We start from the raw sequence: 20,434 nt of genomic DNA, 5'->3' as shown, positions 1-20,434 counted from the left end.
TGCCGGCAGCCTGGTTGCTCAAGAAGGTTCAGAAGCGCTCGTCAGCGATGGCTGGCAGAGTCAGCTCACGCACGTAGCTGGCTGGCGACAAGCTGAGCAATGTGCGCACCATCAGCACCACATCGTGCACCGGAATCAACTCCCCTGCCCCGCGTGCTGCGGCTTCGGCCAACGGCACTTCAAGGCCGTCTTCGGTATTCAGGTAGCCGAGATTGAGGCAGGTGACGCCGAGCTGTTGATCTCGGTAGCCTTCGCGCAGCGCTTCGGCGATACCGCGCAAGGCGAATTTCGATGCGCCAAAGGTAACTTCAGGGCGACCGCTCTGACTCAGGCCGGAGGTCGAGCCGGTGAGGATGATTCGCGGCGCTTGGCTGCGCAACAAAACCGGCAGCAGACGTTTGATCAGCAGGATTGTCGCGGTGATATTGCAGCTGACCATGTGCTCCAGTTGCTCATCATCGTCGCTTGCAAAACTGTAGCCGGCTTCGAACGCCTGCGTTTCCCACAAACCAAGGTTGTAGATCAGGGCATCGATACCGCCCGCCTCTACTGCATGTGCAATCTGCTGCGCCGCCAACTTGGGCTGGCCCATGTCCGCTGCGATCCACTGCACTGCAATGCCATCGCGAACCGGCAACGGTTCAGGCTGCGTGCGTGACACCCCGATCAGCGTATCGCCCGTTGCTCCCAGCCCGTCGATCAATGCCTTGCCCAGCCCTTTGCTGGCACCCACCACTAGAACTTTCATCCCAACACTCCCTGTAGGCCGGATAGCCGAGCGGCATCGAAACAGAACACGGCCGGTGCGGCAAAGCCAGGTTGTATCTGGATATGAGCAGTGGCTCGCCTGCTACGCGGCACGAGCCTGGGCTACGTCCGTGTGGTTGAGCGCCTTGGTCAGCAGTGCTACCTGCTGGCACTTGTCGGCGGCGAGGGCGAGCTCATTGTTGAGCTCGGCATCGTCTTGCTCGTCAGCGCTGTGCAGCAGCGGGCACGACGGCGCTACCCACAACCGGTCGCCCAGGCGCTCGGCGGCGAGGCGCAGGACGTGCAGCGCATCGTCCAGATTCCAGTGCCCGCTGTTACGGCCACTGACTACGCCCAGCGAAAGCACCTTGTACGCCGGCAGGCGATCAAGAATGGTCGGGAATTGTTCAGGGGCCTGCACCAGGTCGATATGCAGGCCGTCGACCGGGAGATTGGCGGCCAGGCCGAGGTTGGCGTTCAGGCCGCCAAAGTAGGTCGCGACCAGCTTTTTCAGCGGCGCCCGCTGGAGGATGTTGTAGACCCGCTCGTAGGCATTCTTCCAGGCCTGTGGCAGTTCCAGCGCCAGGATCGGTTCATCGATCTGTACCCACTCCACACCTTGCGCAGCCAGCTGGTTGAGGATCTGGTCGTACAGCGGCAGCAGGCGATCAAGCAATTCCAGTTTGTCGAAGTCGCCACCTTGGCATTCACCCAGCCACAGGTAAGTCAGCGGGCCGAGCACGACTGGCTTGACGGCATGGCCGAGCGCTTTGGCCTCGTTTACCTCTTCAAGCAGTTGCTCCCAGTTCAGGGCGAACTGCTGATCAACGCTGAGCTGCGGGGCAAGCTGGTGGCTATTGCTGTCGAACCACTGGGTCAGCTCCAGCGCGTGGTCGCTGACTGGCAGCAGCTCGATGCCGGCATCTTTCTGCAGCTGCCAGTGCTTGGCACGCAACTCACGGCCCACCGCACGCAGGCCGGCGTCATCCAGCGCGCCCGTGAGGAACGCCTGTTGGGCCTTCTTCAGTTCGGGATCACAGCCGATGCGTGGAAAGCCGAGGTTGTGTGCCAGTGCCATGTGAGGTGTTCCTTGCCGTTGAATTTCAATGGGGCAAGTCTGTGCGCAATGCGATGCTGAGACAAACTCATATAATTTATGATCATCTCAAGAAATTCTCATACAGCGCTTTGACGTACACCGACTTAAGATTGGCCCAGCCGCGCCATGGCATGTCTTTTCCACACCTGTCACCAGCGCAATCAGACAAGCCAATCTCACCCATCTGCCGCACAATGCCGGCCAGATCCACTGCCGGTGCCGAGCCCCGCATGAGCCTGCTGAAAACCGCGCTGCATGAGCACGCCTTCGTCTGCATCATGGAATTCGTGCCCAAGCCCTCTGCCGAGCGCTTCGCCGCGCTTGAAGCGATCATGGCCCGCAAACAGCTGTGCGGCTGGCCACTGACCGTGTCCATCGGCGACCGCGTCGGCAGCCCGTTGGATATGTCACCGCTGGACGCCTTCAACTCGCTCGCCACACCCGTACCCGCCCTGCTGCATTTCTCCGGTAAGGCCCGCGAGCGCCACGACCTGCTCAGCCAGCTGCAACACATGGACGCCGCCGGCCTCGACCAGTTGCTGATCCTTACCGGCGATCGTCTGCCCGGTCACACGCCCGGCCAACAGCCGGTGCGCTACCTCGAGTCCGTCGCCGCCCTGCAGATCGCCCGCCAGGCCCGACCCGACTGGCTGCTCGGTGCAGCCCTGAACCCGTTCAAGTACCGCGAAGAAGAAGGCGCTGCGCAGTATCTCAAGGCTGAGAAAAAGCTCAGTGCCGGTGCTGACTTCCTCACCCTGCAGCTCGGCTACGACGATCAAAAACATCAGGAAGCGCTGCAGTGGATGGCTCGTCAGCGCACACCGAAACCGCTGATCGCCTGCCTTATGGCGCTCACCCACGGCCGCGCGCAGATGCTCGAGCACGTTGCCGGCGCCGTCGTCACACCATCGATGCGCGATGTACTGGCTGCCGAGCTGGCGCTGTCCAAGGCGTATGCCCAGGCGCGCAGTATTCAGCGCCTGGCGTTGCAGGTGGTGGGTTTGAAATTGATGGGCTATGCCGGCGTGCACCTGTCCGGAGTGCATGAGCTTGCCCAGTTGCAAACGCTCGAGCGTGAACTGGAGCAAGTGCTGGCAAGTGTTCGTACCCTTGAACAATGGGCGCCTGCTTGGACTGCCAGCTGGCAGATGCCGGACCTGCCCGCAGTGACCTTCACCCCGCCCGGCGCGAACTGGCGGCTTGACCAGTCACGGGTCAGCGCCAGCCTGCGGGAGCAGGTTCGCTATCACTTGTTGTCGGGCATGCACGGGTTGTTGTTCGGCCGCGAGAACCGGGCCAGTCGTGCGTTTGGCTGGGCTGTGACTAGACCTTTGTGGTCGAAACCTGGCGCAGCAAGCCTGCTGCATGGCCTTGAGCGCGGCATCAAAAGACCCTTGGTTGGTTGCGACACCTGCGGCAGTTGTCGCTTGCATGACACCCTCTATATCTGCCCCGAGTCCTGCCCCAAAGGCCTCGCCAACGGCCCCTGCGGCGGCACCTCGCTGAACCGCTGCGAGTTCGGTGATCGCGAGTGCGTGCATGGCGTGAAGTACCGCGTGGCCAAGACTGTGGGCGAGACCGATGTGCTGCGCGAGCGATTGATCCCTTGCGTCGAAGTCGAGAACCGCCACCGCAGCTCGTGGCCGGTGTGGTTTCAACCGGCGCCGGTGGTCAAGGTTGAGCCGGTGGTTGTGGTGCGGCGGGCTGCAGGTTCGGAGTCTGTTCAGCGTGAGGTAGCGGTTGCTGAGGTGGATAACTGACGCCGCCGACTGCGGCCTTGCAGGCCATAGCACGTTACGACAAAAGGAGCGGTTTTGATGCAACTGGCGCTAGGGCCAGGTTTGGCAGCCCACTAACTTGTAGCGGCCTGCACGGGCAAGCTTACCGTGAACGCAGTCCCCGCCACAGCATCCGAAACCATGCTCACCGTCCCGCCATGCGCCTCGGCAATTTGCTTGACAATGAACAACCCCAGTCCGACCGACCGAATCGAACCGTCATACTCATTGGCCCGCATCATGGGCTCGAACAACGTCGGGATCACCGCCTCGGCGATGTGCTCGCCATGGTTGTGAACGCTCAAGGTCGCGCCTGCTGCGGACAGGTCAGTGCTCAAGGTGATCGGAAAACTCAGATCACCATAAGCAACGCTGTTGGCAACCAGATTACCGATCATCTGCTGCAGACGATCCTGATCCACTTCAAGCGTGCCGCACCCGCGCGACACATGCCGGATGTGCGCATCAGCAAAGGCAATCCTCAGCTCACTTACACACTGGTCCACAAACTCAGGGAGGGGGACCTGATGCCGGCTGATCTTGATGCCCTGCCCAATCCGCACCGAGGCAAAATCCAGCAGGTCAACAATCATCCGCTGCGCCCGCTCGGCTGAGGTGCTGATGCCATCAAGTAGGCGCTGCTCCCGTTCGGAGCGCTGCCCATGCTCGAGCATGTGCGCGGCCATCTTGATGGCCATCATCGGGTTCTTCAGGTCATGGCTGGCAATCGCGACCATCTGCTCAGCAAAGGCGGCACGCCGCTGCGCCTTCTCGAATGCCTCGGCCAATTCTGACTTGGCCTCCTGCAACGCCGCTTCCGCAGCGATCTTCTGCGCGAGCAATTCCTCGGCACGCTGCCGAGCCGCCAGCACCGCGCGCTCGTAGCGATCGCGCTCGGCAGTGCCGAACAGCGCCAGCTCGTAACGCACACCCTCGCGGGTTTCTCGGCGCACGCCATTGAGCAGCATCGCCAGCGCATGGCCATCGTGATGGCGCAGTTCTAGCTTGACCTCCGCCACCGAGCCTTGGCTGTTGAGCAACGGCCCCCAGTGGGTGCGCTGGAACAAGCGCCCGCCCACCGTCAGCAAGTCATGAAAATTCTGCGCGTTCAACGTGGCCATGTCATAGCCAAGCCACCGGCTGAACGTCTGGTTGCAACGCAATATCGTGCCCTCCACGGTCATGACGACAAGCCCGCAAGGCGCGCGCTCGAACAACGATTCGTCACAGACCAGGAGGGTGTCATCCATGGTCGAAATCGAGCTGGGCGAGGAAGCCATCGATGGCCGCCGTGCACGCACTCGGCGCGCTCAATTGCGGGTAATGGCCCATGCCCTCGATCAGGCTCAGTTGGCTGTTGGGCAGCACGCGATTCAGGTACTTACCCACCGCAACCGGCACAACCGGATCGCGTGTGCACTGCAGAATCAGCGTAGGCGTGTCCAGCCCGACAACGTCGGCGCGGTGGTCAGCCAAGAAGATCACCCGCGCAAAATGCCGAGCGATTTGCCCATCGGTACGCTTGAAGCTGCTGAGCAACTCCTCACCCAGCGCAGGCTCCCCAGGTTCGCCCATCAACACCGGCGCCATGGTGGTTGACCAGCCCTGATAGTTGTCGTCGATGGCCTCGAGCAACGCATCGACCTCCTCAGCCAGGAAGCCACCGGCATAGTCGCCCGAGTCGATATAGCTGGGCGATCCGCCAATCATGACCATCGCCGCGACGCGCCCTGGCTGCTGGCGCTGAGCCAGGGTACCGATCATTGCGCTTGCAGAATGGCAAACCAGGATAACCGGGCCCTCGGCGTACGCGTCGATAAGCTCGTTGAGGTCCGATGCGTAGCCCCACAGCGAGGAATACTTCTCAGGGTCGTAAGCAGCAAGATCCGACTGGCCTGCACCAACCAAGTCGTAGCTGATCACCCGAAAACGCGAAGCAAGGTGCGGCAGCAGCAATTTCCACATGGTTTGGTCGCAACCGAAGCCATGCGAAAGGATCATGGTCGCGCTGCCGCTGCCGGAGATGTTTACGTTGTTGCGCTTTTGCAGAGTCATTCTTATCTCGATCTCGTACAGCAAAGGCCAGGCCGTGATGATCCGCACCACCTGCCACTGAGAATAGATCAGGCATTGAGGGCATGGTTCGGATCAATGATGAAGATTCAATACCCGATCACGCTTAGAGGGGCAAGGAAGGACATGGTTCTGGCGTCACTGCTGCGAGCCGGCTCTGTAGGACATATCGACTCATTGCGGAAAGTCACCAGCCGCTACAATACAGCCCAGAATCACCAGCCACTGCCTGCCCTAACCAGACGCAGGCTCATGAAAAGGAAGTCAGGCAAATGGATGTACCTTGCACCTCTCTGGACGAAGTCCGCCAAGGGATCGATGAAATTGACCGCAACCTTGTTTCGCTTCTCGCCAAACGGGGCCGACTCGTGACGCAAGCAGCGGCTTTCAAGAAAACCACCGATGATGTGCGTGCGCCTGCTCGGGTCGAGCAAGTGATAAGGAAGGTTCGTGAAATGGCTGACGAAACTGGCGCCTCGGCTGAGGTCGTGGAGCAGGTCTATCGTGCGATGATTTCGGCCTTCATCACTGAAGAGCTGGCCACCCATGCGAAGCTGGCTAACGAACCTTCAGTATCTTGATGACAACGCGCAGCTCATCCGAAGCCCCGCCGGGCCGCTGGTACAGGTAGCGAGATAAAACTGTGGCGAAAATGCCCATCAAGGCAAAACCCCTTTCAGCACAGCCCCATCTACCGCAGGAACTCGCACACGCAGTGCAATCAGCAACGCGGCCAGCAGCATCAGCACGGCCGCCGCCACGAATACGCCTGCGCTGCCACCGAGGCTGAACATTGCCCCACCCGCGGCTGCGCCTGTGGCGATGGCCGATTGCACAGACGCTACCACCATGCCGCCAGCGCTCTCCGCTTGATCAGGGACCGCGCTGGCGACCCAGTTCGACCATGCCACCGGCACACCCCCAAAGGCCAGGCCCCAGACCGCCAGCAGTACAGCCTGCCCTGGCACCGAAGCTGGCAACAAGACCAGCGCCAGTGCCGCAACGCCTACCAACGCTGGCATCAACACCAGGGTGGCCAATGGGTGACGAGTGAGCATCCACCCGGCCACCAACGTGCCGACAAAGTTTGCCACACCAAAACCCAGTAACATCAGCGACAGGCCCTGCGGGCCAATGCCGGTCGTATCTTCGAGGAATGGCCGAATATACGTGAACATCGCGAAGTGGCCGCTGTGCACCAGCACACAACCGAACATCCCCATAGCAATGCCTGGGCGCTGCAACACTTCAAGCACCGTGCGCAGGCGTGCCGGCCGACGTGGCGCAAGGCTCGGCAGCGTAAGCGACTGGAAAACCAGGGTCACCACCCCCACTGCTGCCGCTGCATAGAACGCGCTGCGCCAGCCATAGAGCCCGCCCAGATAACTACCCAGCGGGACCGCGACCACCGTCCCGACGGCGATGCCGCTGAAAATGATCGAGAGCGCTCGCGGCAACAAAGCCACGGGCACCAAGCGCATCGCCACCGCTGCCGCCATGCTCCAAAACCCACCAAGCGCGATGCCGAGCAAGATACGCATCAACAACAGCACCGCGAAACTGGAGGAAACGGCGACCAGCAGGTTGGATGCGATCATCAACGTGGAAAACCCCAGCAACACCCAGCGCCGATCGATACTTCGAGTCAGGCCTGGCACCAACAGGCCAGCGAACAGCGCCACCACCGCTGTCACCGTTACCGCTTGGCCAGCCAGCGCTTCGGACACCCCCAGCTCGGTTGCCATCGGCGTCAACAGGCTGGCCGGAAGGTACTCAGCGGTCAGCAAGCCAAACACGCCCATCGCCAACGAGAATACGGCCATCCACGCTGGAGTTGTAGGTTCTGCATCCGGCGCGGCGCCGCGACGGCTGTCGGGTACGGCATTGCATATAAGGTCAGTCACTGCATGGATCTCCCAATCTTCAATTGCGACCGGTAGTCTAGGCGCGAGATTCCGGATGATCTATGATCGAAAAACTCAATTTTTTGATTAAAACACCGAGCCGATGTCGACAGACCAATTTGCCCTCTCTTCCGACCTCATCAACGAGCTGTTGCGCGGCATGCGCCTGCGCGGTGTCGAGTACCGCCGTATCCAGGCGGGCCCAGCCTTCGGCTTGGCCTTCGCTGCCAAACCCGGGCATGCTTGGTTCCACTTCCTGGCGGTCGGCAACGCGGTGCTACGTATGGAAGACGGGACGACCTATGCGCTGTCAGCCGGTAACGCCGTCTTCATCTGCCATGGCGCGGCCCATCACTTGCTCTCGCATACGCAGGTACCCGTGCAGGACATTGATCTGCTGGACGGCGAGCCTCTCGGCGAAACCGTAAGCGCGGTGGACACCGGAACCGATCCCGGCTCCATGCCGACCACGCTGTTGTTCAGTGGATGCATGGAATTCGAATTGGGCAGCCTCCATGGCCTTGGCAAGCTGATGCCTGGCCTGATGCTTATTGATGCCGGCGGCCAGCGTTACCCCGGGCTGGTGCCTATTCTCACCACCATGGAGCGCGAGGTCAGCGCCGCACGCGTTGGCTTCGCCGGCATCCTCGCGCGATTGGCCGATGTGGTCGCCGCCATGGTCGTTCGCGGTTGGGTCGAGTGCGCCTGCGGCAACGCCTCCGGCCTGGTTGCCGCGCTGCGCGATCCGCGGCTGGCAGGTGCACTTCTGGCGCTTCATCAGCAACCGGGCCGAGACTGGACCGTCGAGCAGTTGGCGGAGCAATGCAATACCTCCCGCTCGGTCTTTGCCGAGCGCTTCCAACTGACGATTGGCATGAGCCCACTGCGCTACGTTACCGAAGTGCGAATGCGGCTCGCCAGCCAGTGGCTGACGCTGGAAAGAGTACCTATTGAAGAGGTCGCGCAGCGGTTGGGCTATACGTCCCAGGCGGCCTTCAGTCGGGCGTTCAAGCGAGTTACGGGTACCACGCCTGGGTTGAGTCGCAGGTTGAGGCAGTTGGCTGCCACCTGAAGCTGAGGCTAATTGGTGCCGAGCCGGAAAGCAGCGAATGTGTCCGCGGCTGCCAACTCCAGCGCCAAGTTCTCCGACCATCTGCCGCTGTACCGGCAAGAAAGTATCTTTTGGCCGAGCAGGCTTGGCCATCCCGCGTTCAACCCTGGCTCAATGGGTAGGGCAAACCGGCGTGCAGCTCCAGCCCTTGGTGGATGCGCTGCGCGGAGCTTGATGATGGTGCTGTGCCTATCGACGGTCGCTCCAACTGGTTGTTCGCCGGTTCGCTGCGCAGTAGTAAACGAGCGGCGGCTATCATGAGCTTGATCCAGTCGGCGCGCATGAACGGGCATGATCCGTACAGATACCTGAAGGACGTACTGACGCGGTTGCCAACTCACCAAGCAAGCAATCTGCACGACCTGCATCCGCACGCTTGCTCGGCTTAAGCAAAAAAGCTGCTTCCACTGAGGTATTCATATCTGTAAATTCGAATATACGGATAAACAAATATACAGGTTGGCCATGTCCTTTCAGCCCCACACGTTCTTCAAATGCCTCGGTGATGAAACTCGCGCCCGAATCATGCTGATGCTCGCTGCCGAGGGGGAGCTATGTGTCTGCGAATTGATTTGGGCGCTTGACGATCACCAACCCAAAGTGTCCCGGCACCTCGCTCAGTTGCGCACCTGCGGGCTGCTGGAAGATCGCCGTCAGGGCCAATGGATCTATTACCGCCTTCATCCAGAACTCCCTCAGTGGGCAGTGGAGGTACTCCAAACGACCCTTGAGGCTAACCATTCCTGGCTCGGCGATGACCAAGGTCGCCTTGCTTCGATGGAAGGTCGCCCAGTACGCCAGGCTTCCTGCTGCTAAGTGTTTCTGGAGAACTGACATGCTGTTGGCAATTTCAATATTTCTGGTCACGCTGGTACTGGTGATCTGGCAACCCCGTGGACTTGGCGTTGGCTGGAGCGCGTCTGCCGGGGCGGTACTCGCATTGTTGACCGGTGTCATCACGCTCAGCGATATCCCAGTGGTCTGGCACATAGTGTGGAACGCCACGGCAACGTTCATCGCGGTGATCATCATCAGCCTTCTGCTGGATGAGGCGGGCTTTTTCGAGTGGGCAGCACTTCATGTGGCTCGCTGGGGAGGAGGCAGCGGCGCACGCCTGTTTGCACTGATGGTGCTCTTGGGGGCAGCGGTTTCGGCCCTGTTTGCCAATGACGGCGCAGCATTGATACTGACTCCCATCGTGATCGCGATGCTGACCGCGCTCCGCTTCAGTCCAGCGGCGACCTTAGCTTTCGTGATGGCTGCCGGTTTCATTGCCGACACTGCCAGCCTGCCGCTGGTTGTCTCGAACTTGGTGAACATCGTCTCTGCCGACTTTTTCGATATCGGATTCGCCCGGTACGCCTCGATCATGTGGCCGGTGAATCTGGTCAGTGTCGTGGTGACCCTGAGCATGCTCTGGTTGTTTTATCGAAAGGAGGTGCCGCAGGCGTATTCGCCCGAGCAACTAAAGCGGCCAGAAAAAGCCATCAAAGATCGCCATACGTTCCTTGCAGGCTGGTGGGTGCTGGTACTTCTGTTGCTCGGGTTATTCGTCCTTGAGCCGCTTGGTATTCCTGTCAGTGCTGTCGCCGCCGCATGCGCCTTGGTGCTGCTGATCATTGCCGCAAAGGGGCATGTGATCTCGACACGCAAAGTGATGTTCAACGCCCCCTGGCAAGTCGTCCTGTTTTCGCTTGGCATGTATCTGGTGATCTACGGGCTGAAGAATGCCGGGCTGACTGAAGGACTCAGCTCGCTGCTTGGCACCTTCGCCGACCATGGCCTGTGGGCTGCCACGCTGGGTACCGGTTTCACCGCCGCGTTGCTTTCATCCGTGATGAACAATATGCCCAGCGTGCTGATCGGTGCCTTGTCGATCCAGGGCAGTGGGGTATCGGGACTCGCACACGAGGCCATGGTGTACGCCAACATCATTGGCTGCGACCTCGGCCCGAAGATCACCCCCATCGGCAGTTTGGCCACGCTGCTCTGGCTGCACGTCCTGGCCCAGAAAAACATCCGCATCACCTGGGGTTACTACTTCAAGGTTGGCTGCGTACTCACCTTTCCCATTTTGCTTACGACACTGGCAGCACTTGCCGTGCGCTTGAGCATCAGCGCTTAGGAGTTGCTTTATGAAGATTCTGTTCATGTGTACGGCCAATAGCTGTCGTAGCGTCCTGTCCGAGGGGCTGTTCAACCATGTCGCCCCAGACGGCTTCACGGCCATCAGTTCGGGCAGCTTCCCGAGCGGCAAACTCAATCCGCGAGCGGTGAGCACTCTGCAAGGATTGGGAATCGACACGTCCGGCCTGTACAGCAAAGGCTCGGAAGTCTTCGTAGAAACACCACCCGATATCGTCATCACCGTGTGCGACAAGGCGGGCGGCGAACCTTGCCCGGTGTATTTCGGCCCGGCCATCAAAAGCCACTGGGGGCTGTCCGACCCGTCTGAGGTCGACGGCTCTGATGAGGAGGTTCAGGCCGCATTTGATGCGACCGTTGAACGTATCAAGAGGCGATTTACCGCGCTCTTCACCTTGGATCTGAAAACGCTTCAGGGCGCTGATCTGAAGCAGGCTCTGGATCGAATCGGAGCCCTGTGATGAGCGAATTTGATATGGACTCTGTCGACACTTTTCCAGCTCTTGATCTGTCGCTGATGGGTATGCCGAGCGCTGAAAAATTGGGTTTTCCAGATGGTTCGAACATCAAACCACGCATTCTCCTGATCTATGGGTCGACCAGAGAGCGGTCGTTCAGCCGTCTGCTGACGCATGAAGCTGCACGTCTGCTCCAACAAATGGGTGCCGAGACGGTGATCTTCGATCCGTCCGGACTGCCGTTGCCGGATGACGCGCCAGTCGATCACCCTAAGGTGCAGGAGCTGCGCGATCTGGTGCTGTGGTCAGACGGTCAGGTGTGGTGCTCCCCGGAACGACACGGAGCGATGTCTGCGGTGTTCAAAGCGCAGATTGACTGGATTCCTCTGACCATGGGTGCCGTACGCCCCACACAGGGTAAGACTCTCGCGGTGATGCAGGTGTGCGGCGGCTCGCAGTCCTTCAATGCAGTGAACCAGATGCGGGTTCTGGGTCGGTGGATGCGCATGCTGACCATCCCGAATCAGTCGTCTGTGCCCAAGGCGTATCTGGAGTTCGACGAGGCAGATCGAATGAAGCCTTCACCGTACTACGACCGAGTAGTCGATGTGATGGAGGAACTGGTGAAATTCACTCTGCTGGTTCGCGGTCGTGAGAGCTACCTGGTGGATCGCTACTCGGAGCGAAAAGAAAGCGCGGCATCGCAGCTCGTGGCCGGTGTGGTTTCAACCGGCGGCGGTCAAAGTTGCCGAGCTGGATAACTGAAGCTGCCGACTGCGCCATACGTGGTCAACTGTAGGAGCGGCCTTGTGTCGCGAAAGGCGCGCGCAGCGGGCCCGGCGATGTCAGCGGCGGAGCTGAAATTTTTGGGGGCGCTTCGCCCCCCTTTCGCGACACAAGGCCGCTCCTACAGCGGGCCAATGCGGTACAGGCTCTACCGCTCCCGCTTCATCTGCGACACCAGCGTAAACCGATCCTCCGGATGCACGGTTTCCGAAACCACCATCAGCGCGCCGTCGCCATCACGGTACTGACGAATGATGTTCAAACCCGGCGAACCCGGCTCGGCATTGAGGTTTTTGGCAACCTCCGGGGTCAACAGCACCGCGCGCACCTGCTGATCGACCACGTCGATATGGCGACCAAAATGGCGCTCGATCAGCGCAGCAATCAACTCGTCCGGATGCTCCTCGGCCAAGGCAATCACCTCGGCGTATGACTCCTGCGCATACACATCGGTCCAGCACAGCGGCGCACGGCGGTTGTCGGCATCTACGCGGATGCTCGATACGCAGAAGTAATGCCCGCCCGGCTCCATTCCCAAGCGCCGCGCCTGGGCGATGTCAGCCACAAAATGGCTGACGTGCTGGATGCTGCGCATCTGCGTTTCGGCCAGATGCACCAGGTCGGTCACCGAGGCCAGCGACTGCGAGTACCCGCCCTTGGGCGACACCGACTCGACCCGCGTACCCACGCGCTTGCGCCGCGAAACCAGCCCTTGGTTCTGCAACTGGGTAATCGCAGCGCGAATGGTATGGCGGCTGACCGCGTACAGCTCACATAGCTCGAATTCGGTCGGCAACAGGCTGCCTAGAGGGAATCGGCCACTGGCAATCCCTTCCATCAAGTCCTTGGCAACGAGCGCATAACGCGTCTGGTTCATACCTTCAATCAGCCCACTGGTTTAAGCGAGTTGACAGTGTACCAGCGAGGACGTAAGAATTATGTACGGACATTAACAATATGTCCGACCAATAACAAACATATCGGGATTACTCCATGTCCAGCACCGTCTTCGACTCCGCCCTGTTCCGCGACATGTTCGGCACCGCCGAAATGCGCAACGTGTTCTCCGACAAAGCCCTGATCGAGCGCTACATCGAAGTGGAAGTCGCTCTGGCCCGTGCCGAAGCCCGCTGCGGCGTGATCCCGGCCGAAGCTGCCGAGCAGATCGCCAAGCTGTCGACCTACGACTCCCTCGACCTGGCGCTGATGCAGCACGAGACAGAAATCGTCGGCTACCCGATCCTGCCGCTGGTGGAACAACTGTCGAAGACGTGCGGTGAAGCCGGCCGCTACGTGCACTGGGGCGCTACCACCCAGGACATCATGGACACCGCCGTAGTGCTACAGGTGCGTGCGGCACTGGCGATCGTCGAGCGTGATATCCAGGCCGTGCGTGGCCTGCTCGCAGATCTGGCGAAAAAATACCGTGACACGCCGATGGCAGGCCGTACCCACCTGCAGCACGCGCTGCCGATCACCTTCGGCTACAAATGCGCGGTCTGGTTGAGCATGTTCGACCGTCACGCCGAGCGCCTGGTCGAGTTGCGCCCACGGGTCGAAGTTGGCCAGTTTGCTGGCGCTGCCGGGACCCTGGCCTCGTTGGGTGACAAGGGCCTGGAAGTACAACAAGCGATGATGGCCGAACTCGGCCTGGGCGTACCGCAAGCCACGTGGCACGTCGCCCGCGACGGCTTGGCCGAGACCCTGAACTTCCTTGGCCTGGTCACCGGCTCGCTGGGCAAGGTCGCCCTCGACGTGATGATGATGATGACCAGCGAGCTGGGCGAAGTGTACGAACCCTTCGTCAAAGGCCGTGGCGCCAGCAGCACCATGCCTCAGAAACGTAACCCGATTTCCTGCGAGCTGATGTACGCCGCCGCCAAAGGTGTGCGCCAGCAAGCCGGGCTGATGCTCGACGCGATGATCCAGGACTTCGAACGCTCCACCGGCCCATGGCAGGCAGAATGGATCGCCATTCCAGAAGCCTTCGCCCTGAGCGCTGCGTCGCTGGGCCAGGCGAAATTCATGCTGGCCGGCCTGGAAGTGCGCACCGAGCGCATGCTCAAGAACCTCGACATGACCCAAGGCCTGATCGTTGCCGAAGCCGTAATGATGGGCCTGGCCCCGGCGCTGGGTCGCCAGGTAGCCCACGATGTGGTCTATGCCGCCTGCCGCATGGCCAACGACCAAGGCACCAGCCTGCTTGACGCGCTGCTGGCGCAAGGCGAAGCCACGGCACAGCTGGACATCGAAGAACTCAAGCGCCTGACCGACCCGACCAACTACATCGGCCTGGCGCCGCAGATGGTCGACATCGCCCTGGCCCGCGAGGGCAAGGTCAAACGCTGAATGTTCCCGGGGTGCGCCGCACCTCGCTGCCTATCGATTACGAATAAAAACAACGAGATCGCAGTCATGAATGCTACCGCTAAAAAACCGTTCTACAAGGACCTGACCTTTCAGGTCGTTGCCGCCATGCTGCTGGGCATTGCCTTTGGTTTTATCGCGCCGGAGCTGGCCGCCAAGTTCAAGATCCTCGGGGATATCTTCCTCAAACTGATCAAGACCGCTGTCGCGCCGCTGGTGTTCTTCACCGTGGTGCATGGCATTGCCTCCGCCGGCGACATCAAGCGCGTAGGCAAGGTTGGTGTACGTGCGTTGATCTACTTCGAAGTGGTGTCCACGATCGCCCTGGCCATCGGCCTGCTGTGGGGCAACCTGTTGCAAATCGGCTCAGGCATGCACGACGCCCACCCAAGCAGCGCAGCCACTGCGGCCTCGGCTGCAGCAGTTGCCAAAGGCCACGCGCCGGCCTCGACCCTGGACTTCATCTACGCGATCTTCCCGGACAACTTCGTCGGCGCCTTCTCCGGCGGCCAGCTCTTGCAAGTACTAGTGATCTCGGTGCTGTTCGGCTTCGCCTTGCTGGCGCTCAAGCCTGAGCGTCGCGAAGTCATCGAAGACGGCTTGAACCGCGTCTCGGAGTGTTTCTTCGAGTTCATCAACCTGATCATGAAGTTCGCCCCGCTGGGTGCATTCGGCTCGGTCGCTTATGCCGTGGGCAGCAATGGCACTGCGGTGCTAATGTCGCTGGCCAACCTGGTGCTGATGTTCTACGTCTGCATCGCGTTCTTCATCTTCGTCGTACTGGGCGTGGTGTGTCGTGTATCGGGCTTCAGCCTGTGGCGCTTCCTCAAGTACATCAAGGATGAAATCTTCATCGTACTGGGCACCGCCTCGTCGGAAAGCGCGCTGCCGCGCCTGCTGCAGAAACTGGAGAAGTTCGGTTGCTCCAAGCAGAGCGTTGGCCTGGTGTTGCCGACTGGCTATGCGTTCAACCTCGACGGCACCTCCATCTATATGTCGTTGTGCGTACTGTTTATTGCCAACGCCTATGGCGTGCCCCTGAGCTGGGAACAACAGCTGGGTATCCTCGCCGTCATGCTGGTCACCTCCAAGGGTGCGGCAGCGGTGTCGGGCGGCAGCTTCGTGGTGTTCGCCGCGACCGTGACCGCCATTGGCAACCTGCCGGTAGAAGGTTTGGCGCTGCTGTTTGGCGTGTACCGCTTCATGTCGATGGCGATTGCGACGTGCAATACCATTGGCAACAGTGTGGCGACAGTAGTGGTATCGAAGTGGTCTGGGGAGTTCACCGAGAAGACTGCGAAGTTGGAGTACAACCGGGTACTCGGGCGTAGTCCGGAAGCGGCTCTTTAAACGGTCACGTGGTGAACTGACTGCGGTAGCGACAGGATTGATCACAGCATGCAAGCTGTTATCGGTGTCGTCGCTGCCCTGGGTTGGCGAATCGAAGAAACGGCGCCCGGCAGACCCAACTGTCTTTCAAGAGACCGAGAGATGGCCTGCGTCGTCACCGAATGGATTGCCGGTGTTGAGCAGTGCATACCTGACTGATAGCATCTGGCTATTCATCTCGATGCTCATTCAGGAAGGGAATCCATGTCAAAGAAAGCTATTTCTGCAGCGCTGGCCGCCACGGCGATGTTGACCGGCATGCAGAATGCGGTAGCGGCAGACAACCTGTTCAAAACATATGCTTACGACGCGCCGATCGCGAAATACACCGGGGTAGCAGGCTACTACGACTGTACAGCTGATATTGGAGCTCCTGCACGCTGTGTGGACGATGTGGACTTTCTGGATCAGAAGTTCACGGTAGCCCTGGTTTTCAGCAGTGACAAACTGGCGTCGGTTTCGCTGTTTGCACCCTATGATCGTGACCTGTACGCTCGCGTCATTGGAGCGCTTGCAAAGACATTTACCTTGGTGGCGCTCACTGACGGGAAATCCGTGCTGGATCTGGTTGATACCGCGCGCAAAACAAAAAACAAGGATGACTACACAGCCAAACTCACGAACTACGAGAGTGTTGCGTTGGCCGCCAACGATTTGACCTACTCTTTCGTTGAAGGGCTCACCCTCGACAAAGCGGCCACCAACCTTCAGAGCCTGATGAAGTCAGCACCTGCCAATGTCAGGGGTGCTGATTTAGTCATCTCTGGAGTGGATGACGAGTCCAGTATCATCATTAATTTTTCCTTCCCGAAACTGGATGGAAACAAGCTTGTTCAACAAGCCCAGAAGCCAGTCGAGTCGTTCTGACTACGAGCCTCCCTCTGTGTTGAGCCCCGCGATAGCGGGGCGCATTTGGGGTCAGGGGAAGTTGCCTGGCTCGTTCCAGAAGCTCGTGATCAGGCACGCAGACCAATAGCCATCCACCCCGAGGAAATCAGTGCGGGTGACGAATAAACCCCTGCAGACGCGGTCATAGCGAAAATTCTGCAGAGAAATGGATCAATGACGACACGCTTGAGATTCTGTTTAGTGCTGTTGCCAATGTTCGCAGGTTGTAAGTATCTCCCCCACACCGATTACTTTGTCGCACCCGCGAATGAGCCGAATCCGGCCTGGATTCGTGTGGTCAATTTCACCCAGCATGCGGCAATCTACCAGACCGACAACGGTGTGAGGACCGGCGGTGTGGTGCGTACCGGGCCTCTCCCCTTTACCCATACCCAAGACATTGGCATGCCCAAAGCGGGTCAAAACCTGACCTGGGACTACTACGAATCAACGATTCGGCCGGGCCTGGAAACGACTGTGTATATGACATGGGAGGGCTCGCGTACCAGGACCTGCTTTGTCACAACCCAATTCACACCTGAAGCCGGGCGCTACTATCAGTTCTCCCTCACCTCAGGTTCCAGTGGGAAGTGCACGCTGTCCCCAACTCTGATCGAGCGTGACAAAGAAGGTACGGGCTGGCATCTGGTCCGTAACGAAAATGTGACCTACAAGAATGCCGGGCCAACCGCCGAGACCTTCCACACCAACAGTCAATTCGAAAACCCTGACTACCAGCCACCACCCGAGCTGTACCCCAGCACAGACGTCAGATAGCGGCTACACACATGCCCAGCGCCCCAGGTATCCAGATGAAGCCACAACCGTTGCACTTGGTTGCCGATGTGAAAGTACCTTGCGCATACCGCCCCAGCGTCTCGACGATCGTGTTGTTTGGTCTTGAGGTCGCGGGGGAGCACGAGCCGCCGGTATACATGGAGATTCGCTTCGTGGACTACGCCCGCCAGCAGATTGAAGGCGATCATTTGATGATTACGCTGGAGCAGGCTCTGGAATCCGCCGAGCAGGATTACGGGATCAGCAAGGATGATTGGCGCCAGATGAGCGACGCAGAAATTGCCCGTATCCGCTGGTCGTGATCTAACTGTACGGCGGCTGTCAGACAGCTTCCACATGGATCGGAGCCAGGCGAACCCGTGGCTTTGGCCCACAGCAAAATTTGTCGATTGGCAGACAATTACTGAGCGTGCCAAGGCTCAAAGCTGATCTGCTTGATGCCACAGCGTTAGGTGCCGCAGCATTGTCGCAAAGAAACTAATTATTCGGTTTGTTAGCGGGCAGCGGTGCCGAATGAATTTCGTCGAACATAGCGGTTGTCACCGATGCAGCGTAAACGATGTATTTCACGTCATTGGCCTCATCCTTGACTTCATAAATCTCACACAGAAGGCTTCTCTTGTCCTTCGGCAACTCTATGGACGACCAAGAGGCAGGACTCTTGAAGTTAAACTCAGGACCTTTGTAGCTTAATGACCTGATACCAACGACCGTTCTCTTATATTGTTGCCTGTCAGGTCTCTTAGCGTTTTCATAGCTGCCTCTGAACGATCCCAGCGACTCAGAGACCACATCTACACACGCCTTGTCCAGCGCGGTCGCGTAATCAGCAACGGCATAAGTGCCAACGGTTGCATGATTGGCGTAGAATTTTGCACGCGGCGACAGGCGTTCCTCCGGAGCGTTGGAGGCATGGTTTTCACCCTCGAAGTAGTATTCGAGATACCCTCGAGAAATATCCACCCGGTCATATTTCTTTCTTTTCTCTACTACCTCGCTGAACGAATACCAGCGTTGCTCAATCCGCTGATGCTCGACCTCTAGCGTGTTCGCTAAAACCTTAACAGACACCGCCGAACCCAACAGGATGCAAGCAATCAGTAGATTTTTCATGGCTAACCTAAACAGAGATTTTAATTAATTTTGCTTGAAAGGGATGAAATTTTAATTAGCGCCCTTTCACCGCCTGGCCTAACACTGAGGGTGTCATGGCCGGTACAGCGGGAATGCTTCCATCAGCGGCGGGATCTCCTGCCCCATCGCTGTTGCGCTCTCGGTGGGATCGTTCGGTTTTGGAATGGTCCGGGCGAAGTGAAAAATTATGGTCTGGCCAGTGGTGCCATCGGTGTAGTACTTGAAGTAACTAATCTCCGAAAACTGCCCGTCCTTACGGACTGAATCGGGGTAGTACATCATCGCGTAGTCGATCCCGGTTCTATTTTTTGTCAGCAGGACTGCCGGCATGTTCGGGTTTTCCTGCTGATGCAGCTGGATGGCACGTTTGGCCAGGTCGAGGGGCTTGAAGCGGTTCAGCTCGCGAGGCACGACAGTAAAGTCGACCATCTCGGTCCAGGCATCCATGCTTTCATCTTCAGGGAAATATTCCCACAGGCCCTGCTTCTGGAACTTGAGGACAAACGTCTTCCCACCGAACTGCACCGATTTGGTTTCGGCGATCGAGGGGCTGGCCTTGGTAGCGGTGAGCGGCGTGGAGCAGCCGGAAAGCAGGAGCAAGGTCGATAGCACAAGCAATAGGGCTTTCATTTCAATCCTTGAAAAAAGTGCATCAGGCAATTTTTTTGCGCAGCTAACAATAGCTCAAGGCAACGCTGAATCCTTGCTTTATCTAGCGGGCCAGGAAGCCACGTTGCCTACCGCTCCCTCTCCAAACTCCCCCGCGCCGCCTCCCTCAACATCTCCCCCGCCAACACCCGAAACCTCTGCGTCAGCACGTTCTCAGGCCGGTCGGACGACAGCAGCAAATACGTATAAAACCGCAACTCAGGCGCAAACGGCCGGATGTCGATATCGGTATGCAGGTACTCGTTGGCCACCAGCGGGCTGACCACGCTGACGCCCAGCCCAAGCCCGACCAGTGAGCAGACAGTGGCAGCATGGGTCGCATCCATGTTCAGCACGCGCGGTTCTTCTTCGGCAAACAGTCGGTCGAGCCGCGTGCGCGAGCCGTCGGTGTGCGACAGCGAGATGAATTCCTCGCCCTTCAAATCTGCCGGTGTCACTACCTCCAAGGCACCAAGCCGATGCCCTTTGGGGAAAATGCACACGCCAGGCACATCACAGATGATTTCCGACTGCACACCGGCCATGTCTTCGGCCACGTAGGACACCAGGCAGACATCGCAGAAACGGGTCGCCGCCCAGTGCGCGACGTTGGGCGAGTCATTGGTGTGGATCGATATATGCACGTGGGGGTTCTGCTGGCGAAAGCGCTGGATGATCGCCGGCAGCAGGCCGTGGGTCAGCGACGGCACAGCGCCGATGCGCAAGCGCCCGGTGCCGCCGCGCTTGAGGTGCTGGGCGGAGTTTTCCAGGCTGTGCAGGCCGATGAAGGCACGCTCGACGTCGGCGAAGAACTGCGCGCCTTCATCGGTTGGCACCAATCGCGCGCCCACCCGCTCAAACAATTTGAAGCCGTTGGCCCGTTCGAGCTGCGCGATCAGGCGGCTGACGTTCGGCTGCGAGGTGTGCAACGCCTGCGCCGCCGCCGTCATGGAGCCGCTGACCATCACCGCGCGGAAGGTTTCGATCTGCTTGAAGTTAATGGCCATATCATTTCTGCATGACTGGTTGATGGATTGTCATTTGATTGCATGACCCGAAGATTTTATAACTAGATCCACATCGACGTCTGCCCCGATGCAGCGCGATGC

At 59.3% G+C, this 20,434-nt stretch carries 20 protein-coding genes and 3 pseudogenes; 14 read left to right on the top strand and 9 right to left on the bottom strand.

Annotation, left to right across the window (positions count from 1 at the left end):
• Positions 1–28: 28 nt before the first annotated feature.
• Together K3F44_RS23390 and K3F44_RS23385 are read right to left on the bottom strand one after the other, a co-directional pair.
• A complete protein-coding gene (locus tag K3F44_RS23390; RefSeq protein ID WP_188035313.1) occupies positions 29–748 on the bottom strand; it encodes an SDR family oxidoreductase in 720 nt (239 codons plus the stop codon).
• A 105-nt stretch (positions 749–853) separates the two neighbouring features.
• Positions 854–1,825: pseudogene (locus K3F44_RS23385) on the bottom strand (5-methyltetrahydropteroyltriglutamate--homocysteine S-methyltransferase); the annotation flags it as partial.
• A 251-nt stretch (positions 1,826–2,076) separates the two neighbouring features.
• Here K3F44_RS23385 and K3F44_RS23380 point away from each other — a divergent pair.
• Positions 2,077–3,606 carry a methylenetetrahydrofolate reductase C-terminal domain-containing protein gene (locus tag K3F44_RS23380; RefSeq protein WP_220633054.1) on the top strand — a complete coding sequence of 510 codons (1,530 nt, stop codon included), beginning with the start codon at positions 2,077–2,079 and terminating at the stop codon, positions 3,604–3,606.
• A 92-nt stretch (positions 3,607–3,698) separates the two neighbouring features.
• Here the strand turns inward: K3F44_RS23380 and K3F44_RS23375 are convergent, their stop codons facing one another.
• Both K3F44_RS23375 and K3F44_RS23370 read right to left on the bottom strand, forming a co-directional pair.
• The gene (locus tag K3F44_RS23375) at positions 3,699–4,874 is read right to left on the bottom strand and encodes a PAS domain-containing sensor histidine kinase (protein ID WP_220633053.1); all 1,176 of its coding nucleotides are present in this window, start codon (positions 4,872–4,874) and stop codon (positions 3,699–3,701) included.
• On the bottom strand, positions 4,867–5,679 hold the full coding sequence (locus K3F44_RS23370; protein ID WP_150570002.1) for an alpha/beta fold hydrolase: 813 nt from the start codon (positions 5,677–5,679) through the stop codon (positions 4,867–4,869). Before K3F44_RS23370 ends, K3F44_RS23375 begins: the two co-directional genes overlap by 8 nt.
• A gap of 290 nt (positions 5,680–5,969) precedes the next feature.
• Here K3F44_RS23370 and K3F44_RS23365 point away from each other — a divergent pair, with 290 nt between their 5' ends.
• On the top strand, positions 5,970–6,278 hold the full coding sequence (locus tag K3F44_RS23365; protein WP_150570001.1) for a chorismate mutase: 309 nt from the start codon (positions 5,970–5,972) through the stop codon (positions 6,276–6,278).
• Positions 6,279–6,356: 78 nt separating this feature from the next.
• On the opposite strand, the gene K3F44_RS23360 is transcribed toward K3F44_RS23365, so the two are convergent.
• Positions 6,357–7,601: an MFS transporter gene (locus K3F44_RS23360; protein ID WP_220633052.1), complete on the bottom strand. Its 1,245-nt coding sequence runs from the start codon at positions 7,599–7,601 to the stop codon at positions 6,357–6,359.
• 103 nt (positions 7,602–7,704) lie between these two features.
• Between K3F44_RS23360 and K3F44_RS23355 the strand changes: the two genes are divergently transcribed.
• The 7 genes and pseudogenes from K3F44_RS23355 (at position 7,705) to arsH (ending at position 12,076) form a co-directional block, all read left to right on the top strand.
• Entirely contained in the window at positions 7,705–8,673 is a 969-nt protein-coding gene (locus K3F44_RS23355; RefSeq protein WP_101316326.1) for an AraC family transcriptional regulator, read from the top strand.
• Positions 8,674–8,736: 63 nt separating this feature from the next.
• A pseudogene (locus K3F44_RS25225) lies at positions 8,737–8,878 on the top strand (transposase); the annotation flags it as partial.
• A pseudogene (locus K3F44_RS23345) lies at positions 8,862–9,101 on the top strand (transposase domain-containing protein); the annotation flags it as partial. The pseudogenes K3F44_RS25225 and K3F44_RS23345, both read left to right, overlap by 17 nt.
• Before the next feature lie 76 nt (positions 9,102–9,177).
• Complete coding sequence (locus K3F44_RS23340) at positions 9,178–9,528, top strand: metalloregulator ArsR/SmtB family transcription factor (protein ID WP_101316324.1); 351 nt, start codon at positions 9,178–9,180, stop codon at positions 9,526–9,528.
• A gap of 19 nt (positions 9,529–9,547) precedes the next feature.
• A complete protein-coding gene (locus K3F44_RS23335; RefSeq protein WP_101316322.1) occupies positions 9,548–10,837 on the top strand; it encodes an arsenic transporter in 1,290 nt (429 codons plus the stop codon).
• 10 nt (positions 10,838–10,847) lie between these two features.
• Positions 10,848–11,318 (top strand): arsenate reductase ArsC, encoded by a 471-nt coding sequence (locus K3F44_RS23330; RefSeq protein ID WP_220633051.1) that lies wholly within the window; start codon positions 10,848–10,850, stop codon positions 11,316–11,318.
• Between the two features lie 14 nt (positions 11,319–11,332).
• On the top strand, positions 11,333–12,076 hold the full coding sequence (gene arsH, locus K3F44_RS23325) for an arsenical resistance protein ArsH (protein WP_409077680.1): 744 nt from the start codon (positions 11,333–11,335) through the stop codon (positions 12,074–12,076).
• Between the two features lie 173 nt (positions 12,077–12,249).
• On the opposite strand, the gene K3F44_RS23320 is transcribed toward arsH, so the two are convergent.
• Entirely contained in the window at positions 12,250–12,978 is a 729-nt protein-coding gene (locus tag K3F44_RS23320; protein ID WP_150569996.1) for a GntR family transcriptional regulator, read from the bottom strand.
• 116 nt (positions 12,979–13,094) lie between these two features.
• On the opposite strand from K3F44_RS23320, the gene K3F44_RS23315 reads away from it, so the two are divergent.
• The 5 genes from K3F44_RS23315 to K3F44_RS23295 all read left to right on the top strand — a co-directional run bounded on the left by K3F44_RS23315 (position 13,095) and on the right by K3F44_RS23295 (position 17,845).
• Entirely contained in the window at positions 13,095–14,450 is a 1,356-nt protein-coding gene (locus tag K3F44_RS23315; RefSeq protein WP_101316314.1) for an adenylosuccinate lyase family protein, read from the top strand.
• A 66-nt stretch (positions 14,451–14,516) separates the two neighbouring features.
• Positions 14,517–15,818 (top strand): C4-dicarboxylate transporter DctA, encoded by a 1,302-nt coding sequence (dctA, locus tag K3F44_RS23310; protein WP_150569994.1) that lies wholly within the window; start codon positions 14,517–14,519, stop codon positions 15,816–15,818.
• A gap of 243 nt (positions 15,819–16,061) precedes the next feature.
• Positions 16,062–16,724, top strand: coding sequence for a hypothetical protein (locus K3F44_RS23305; protein WP_101316310.1), 663 nt, complete (start codon positions 16,062–16,064; stop codon positions 16,722–16,724).
• Positions 16,725–16,919: 195 nt separating this feature from the next.
• Positions 16,920–17,522, top strand: coding sequence for a hypothetical protein (locus tag K3F44_RS23300; RefSeq protein ID WP_220633049.1), 603 nt, complete (start codon positions 16,920–16,922; stop codon positions 17,520–17,522).
• A 35-nt stretch (positions 17,523–17,557) separates the two neighbouring features.
• On the top strand, positions 17,558–17,845 hold the full coding sequence (locus tag K3F44_RS23295) for a hypothetical protein (protein ID WP_150572793.1): 288 nt from the start codon (positions 17,558–17,560) through the stop codon (positions 17,843–17,845).
• Positions 17,846–18,020: 175 nt separating this feature from the next.
• Here the strand turns inward: K3F44_RS23295 and K3F44_RS23290 are convergent, their stop codons facing one another.
• From K3F44_RS23290 to K3F44_RS23280, 3 genes are all read right to left on the bottom strand, one after another.
• The gene (locus K3F44_RS23290; RefSeq protein WP_220633048.1) at positions 18,021–18,656 is read right to left on the bottom strand and encodes a hypothetical protein; all 636 of its coding nucleotides are present in this window, start codon (positions 18,654–18,656) and stop codon (positions 18,021–18,023) included.
• A 93-nt stretch (positions 18,657–18,749) separates the two neighbouring features.
• Entirely contained in the window at positions 18,750–19,307 is a 558-nt protein-coding gene (locus tag K3F44_RS23285; RefSeq protein WP_150569990.1) for a hypothetical protein, read from the bottom strand.
• Between the two features lie 107 nt (positions 19,308–19,414).
• On the bottom strand, positions 19,415–20,332 hold the full coding sequence (locus K3F44_RS23280) for a LysR substrate-binding domain-containing protein (RefSeq protein ID WP_310794598.1): 918 nt from the start codon (positions 20,330–20,332) through the stop codon (positions 19,415–19,417).
• Positions 20,333–20,434: the final 102 nt, after the last annotated feature.

Origin of the sequence: Pseudomonas sp. S07E 245, assembly GCF_019599025.1 — a bacterium.
Taxonomy (GTDB): domain Bacteria; phylum Pseudomonadota; class Gammaproteobacteria; order Pseudomonadales; family Pseudomonadaceae; genus Aquipseudomonas; species Aquipseudomonas shirazensis.
Note: the sequence above shows the minus strand (reverse complement) of the source record. Positions and strands in the feature narration are given on the sequence as shown.

What these genes read in the sequence shown, in the direction of transcription:
- K3F44_RS23390 (WP_188035313.1), bottom strand. Translation starts at nt 748, where the DNA reads ATGAAAGTTCTAGTGGTGGGTGCCAGCAAAGGGCTGGGCAAGGCATTG.
- K3F44_RS23380 (WP_220633054.1), top strand. Translation starts at nt 2,077, where the DNA reads ATGAGCCTGCTGAAAACCGCGCTGCATGAGCACGCCTTCGTCTGCATC.
- K3F44_RS23375 (WP_220633053.1), bottom strand. Translation starts at nt 4,874, where the DNA reads ATGGATGACACCCTCCTGGTCTGTGACGAATCGTTGTTCGAGCGCGCG.
- K3F44_RS23370 (WP_150570002.1), bottom strand. Translation starts at nt 5,679, where the DNA reads ATGACTCTGCAAAAGCGCAACAACGTAAACATCTCCGGCAGCGGCAGC.
- K3F44_RS23365 (WP_150570001.1), top strand. Translation starts at nt 5,970, where the DNA reads ATGGATGTACCTTGCACCTCTCTGGACGAAGTCCGCCAAGGGATCGAT.
- K3F44_RS23355 (WP_101316326.1), top strand. Translation starts at nt 7,705, where the DNA reads ATGTCGACAGACCAATTTGCCCTCTCTTCCGACCTCATCAACGAGCTG.
- K3F44_RS23340 (WP_101316324.1), top strand. Translation starts at nt 9,178, where the DNA reads ATGTCCTTTCAGCCCCACACGTTCTTCAAATGCCTCGGTGATGAAACT.
- K3F44_RS23335 (WP_101316322.1), top strand. Translation starts at nt 9,548, where the DNA reads ATGCTGTTGGCAATTTCAATATTTCTGGTCACGCTGGTACTGGTGATC.
- K3F44_RS23330 (WP_220633051.1), top strand. Translation starts at nt 10,848, where the DNA reads ATGAAGATTCTGTTCATGTGTACGGCCAATAGCTGTCGTAGCGTCCTG.
- arsH (WP_409077680.1), top strand. Translation starts at nt 11,333, where the DNA reads ATGGACTCTGTCGACACTTTTCCAGCTCTTGATCTGTCGCTGATGGGT.
- K3F44_RS23320 (WP_150569996.1), bottom strand. Translation starts at nt 12,978, where the DNA reads ATGAACCAGACGCGTTATGCGCTCGTTGCCAAGGACTTGATGGAAGGG.
- K3F44_RS23315 (WP_101316314.1), top strand. Translation starts at nt 13,095, where the DNA reads ATGTCCAGCACCGTCTTCGACTCCGCCCTGTTCCGCGACATGTTCGGC.
- dctA (WP_150569994.1), top strand. Translation starts at nt 14,517, where the DNA reads ATGAATGCTACCGCTAAAAAACCGTTCTACAAGGACCTGACCTTTCAG.
- K3F44_RS23305 (WP_101316310.1), top strand. Translation starts at nt 16,062, where the DNA reads ATGTCAAAGAAAGCTATTTCTGCAGCGCTGGCCGCCACGGCGATGTTG.
- K3F44_RS23300 (WP_220633049.1), top strand. Translation starts at nt 16,920, where the DNA reads ATGACGACACGCTTGAGATTCTGTTTAGTGCTGTTGCCAATGTTCGCA.
- K3F44_RS23295 (WP_150572793.1), top strand. Translation starts at nt 17,558, where the DNA reads ATGAAGCCACAACCGTTGCACTTGGTTGCCGATGTGAAAGTACCTTGC.
- K3F44_RS23290 (WP_220633048.1), bottom strand. Translation starts at nt 18,656, where the DNA reads ATGAAAAATCTACTGATTGCTTGCATCCTGTTGGGTTCGGCGGTGTCT.
- K3F44_RS23285 (WP_150569990.1), bottom strand. Translation starts at nt 19,307, where the DNA reads ATGAAAGCCCTATTGCTTGTGCTATCGACCTTGCTCCTGCTTTCCGGC.
- K3F44_RS23280 (WP_310794598.1), bottom strand. Translation starts at nt 20,332, where the DNA reads ATGGCCATTAACTTCAAGCAGATCGAAACCTTCCGCGCGGTGATGGTC.